Annotated in this window: 2 protein-coding genes; one reads left to right on the plus strand and one right to left on the minus strand. The window is 46.7% G+C overall.

Translation table 11 applies throughout. The annotated features are described in order from the left end of the window. Window positions 1-263, plus strand: a 263-nt coding sequence (gene tnpA, locus B5D26_RS08750; RefSeq protein WP_143833108.1) for an IS200/IS605 family transposase, incomplete at its 5' end; no start/stop codon positions are given. Here the strand turns inward: tnpA and B5D26_RS08755 are convergent. Beyond that, the gene (locus tag B5D26_RS08755; protein WP_078745362.1) at window positions 260-1,306 is read right to left on the minus strand and encodes a hypothetical protein; all 1,047 of its coding nucleotides are present in this window, start codon (window positions 1,304-1,306) and stop codon (window positions 260-262) included. The two genes, tnpA and B5D26_RS08755, sit on opposite strands and share 4 nt — an antisense overlap. Between the last annotated feature and the right edge of the window lie 517 nt (window positions 1,307-1,823).

Consider the following 1,823-nt stretch of genomic DNA (forward strand, 5'->3'; position numbering starts at 1 on the left):
TGGAGTGTGACCTACTGGAAATGGACGGTGAATCAGATCATGTTCACCTGCTGATAGCTTATCCGCCGAAGCTGGCGATCAGCGTCATGGTGAACAACCTGAAATCGGTTTCATCACGCCGGATACGCATACTCAATACCCATATCCCCCGGCAAAGCAAAAGTGCAGCGCTCTGGTCACGTTCTTACTTTGCCTGCAGTGCAGGCGGGGCAACGATCAAAACACTGAAAGAGTATGTGCAAAGTCAGGCGACACCTGATTAGAACCGCTGCGCGGTTCCCGCTTGTATCCCCGCCCGATTGGGCGAGGGTTTACGCGGAGTTTTGCTAACATCGTAAGTTTTGGTTACGTTGCCACTAGCATCACGCTCTTCCGCTGCTTTGGTTTGACCCAGTTCAACAGTGAAAGTTGCCAGTTTAGCATACAGAGCTTCATCAGCACCTTGCGGCAGGTTAACACCGTTTTTCAGATCTTCAATGCGTGCTTTAATCGCTGCTAACAGGTCAGCATAAGTTTCTGCTGCGTCGATAGCATCAGAAGTGATCTGAACCAACTGGCCGTCAATGGTAAAACCAAAGCCGTTAGTTGGCAGGTATTTCAGAGGTGTTGCGCTGTCTGCTGCTTCACGTAGGTTACGCAGTTCCAGTACGATTTTAGAACCTGATTTGTCAGCAGCCTGACGCTCTAGGATTGGAGACAGGAACTGACCTTCAAATTTCTCGCCAGCACCAATCTGGTTAGCCAGTTTGAAGGAAAAGTCTGCCGCTACTTTGCTTGCACCAGCATCGATTTGCGCCTTACCGATGTTAACAACATTCTGACCATTCAGAGTACTAGTAACATCACTGTCTTCTTTGTGGTGCTGGTCTTTTTCTTCGTCTTTGAACTCAATTACTAGGCCGCTTGGCGTTGCTACTACGTCAGCTGCTATAGCAGCTTGCAATGCAGCTAGGTCTGTTGAACCGCCAGTGTAAGCTTCTGCTTTTGCAAGTGCTGCCGTTAGCGTTGCGTTACCTGCTACTAACTGGCCATTTGCAAAATCTACTACTGCATCAGCACGGCTAGTGCCGTTTTCTAACGCATTGAACAGAGCAGTAACTACAGAGCCAGCAGTTAGGCCTACGTTTTTACCGATTGCTAACGCGAACTCAGCGTTAGTACCAGTGCTTAGAAGACCAGCACTACCGATAAATGCTGCTAATTCTTTCTGTGTAGAAAATGCAGACAGTTGTGCTTCATAGCCACCTGGCGCAACGCCTAGTGCTGTTACTGTAACTAGTGAAACTTGTGCTTTAGTTAAAGCCATTTGTAAAGCTCCTTGATCAAGGATTGGTTTTGGTTTTGATTCCGATCGACTCCAAATGTCAATCAGAATGAATTTTCGCTCTTATGAGCCACACCCTAGGCTTAGCCGCTTTTAATCTTGATGTGTTTAAGTCAGAAAGAGGCGGCTTAAGCGCCATCTCCCAGACTTAAGCGAACCAAGTCGCAGTAAGTTTTAGGGCTTTTCTTTCATGCCAAGTGCATTTTACTGCGTTTGACTTTTTTACCGTATTAGTAACTTAACAGTTCTTTCCGGCTATGCCTGTGACGGGGGTCACATGAGCGATGTTTTTTGCCTTAGCCATCCTGCCAAGGCAAAAAACCCTGCCGATAATAGACATTTCAAGCTTACCTAACAACCCCTTATCCAAAAAAGCTGCTGTAGGTCACATTTATGAGGATTTATGAGGATTGATATAGGGTTAGCTTATTTGGTGGATTCAGTGTGCGTGGTGCATGACGCTTCGCTTATGCACCCTACATGAATTTGGTGGATGATT

The organism is Oceanospirillum multiglobuliferum (assembly GCF_900167095.1).
GTDB classification, from domain to species: domain Bacteria; phylum Pseudomonadota; class Gammaproteobacteria; order Pseudomonadales; family Halomonadaceae; genus Oceanospirillum; species Oceanospirillum multiglobuliferum.